At 64.2% G+C, this 1,454-nt stretch carries 1 protein-coding gene; it reads right to left on the reverse strand.

The genetic code is table 11. The annotated features are described in order from the left end of the window. The coding region (gene ctaD / locus AC5RVV_RS17355) for an aa3-type cytochrome oxidase subunit I (protein WP_494002603.1) at positions 1–1,454 on the reverse strand (1,454 nt) is incomplete at both ends.

Below are 1,454 nucleotides of genomic sequence, written 5' to 3' on the forward strand. Positions count from 1 at the left end.
GGGTGTGGGTCTGCATCAGTTCCGGGTGGTGCAGGTCCAGGGCGGGCCGCTCGGAGCGGATGCGCGGCAGCGAGGTGAAGTTGTGCCGCGGCGGCGGGCAGGAGGTGGCCCACTCCAGCGATCCGCCGAAGCCCCAGGGGTCATCCACCTCGACCTTCTTGGCGCTGCGCCAGGTGATGTAGACGTTCCAGAAGAACGGGATCAGCGAGGCGCCGAGCACGAAGGAGGCGATGGTGGAGAACTGGTTCATCGCGGTGAAGTTGTCCTCGGGCAGGTAGTCCGCGTAGCGGCGCGGCATGCCCAGCACGCCCAGCCAGTGCTGGATCAGGAAGGTGCCGTGGAAGCCCAGGAACAGCAGCCAGAAGTGGATCTTGCCCAGGCGCTCGTTGAGCATCTTGCCGGTCCACTTGGGCCACCAGAAGTAGAAGCCGGCGAACATGGCGAAGACCACGGTGCCGAAGACCACGTAGTGGAAGTGGGCGACCACGAAGTAGGTGTCGGAGACGTGGAAGTCCAGCGGCGGGGAGGCCAGGATGATGCCGGTCAGGCCGCCGAAGAGGAAGGTGACCAGGAAGCCCAGGCTCCAGAGCATCGGGGTCTCGAAGGTGAGCGAGCCGCGCCACATGGTGCCGATCCAGTTGAAGAACTTCACGCCGGTGGGCACCGCAATCAGCATGGTCATGAAGGCAAAGAACGGCAGCATGACCGAGCCGGTGACGTACATGTGGTGCGCCCAGACGGTCACCGACAGGGCGGCGATGGCGATGGTGGCGTAGACCAGGCCCTTGTAGCCGAAGATCGGCTTGCGGCTGAAGACCGGGAAGATCTCCGAGACGATGCCGAAGAACGGCAGGGCGATGATGTACACCTCGGGGTGGCCGAAGAACCAGAACAGGTGCTGCCACAGGATGGCCCCGCCGTTCTCCGGGTCAAAGACGTGTCCGCCGAACCGGCGGTCAAGGCCCAGGCCGAAGAGGGCGGAGGCCAGCGGCGGGAACGCCATCAGGATCAGGATGGCCGTGACCAGCGTGTTCCAGGTGAAGATCGGCATCCGCCACATGGTCATGCCCGGGGCACGCATGCAGATGATCGTGGTGATGAAGTTGACCGCACCAAGGATGGTGCCGAAACCCTGAAGCAGCAGCCCGAAGACCCACAGGTCCCCGCCGACACCGGGCGAATACGTAGTATTCGACAGCGGCGCGTAGGCGAACCAGCCGAAGGAGGCGGCACCCTGAGGGGTGATGAAGCCGGAGACGGCGATGGTGCTGCCGAAGAGGAAGAACCAGAACGCCAGCGCGTTCAGGCGGGGGAAGGCAACATCCGGCGCACCGATCTGGAGCGGCATGATGACGTTCGCGAAGCCGGCGAACAGCGGCGTTGCGAACATCAGCAGCATGACGGTGCCGTGCATGGTGAACATCTGGTTGTACTGTTCCTTGGTCTGCAGGATC

Source organism: Arthrobacter sp. MDT2-34-1 (assembly GCF_059091365.1).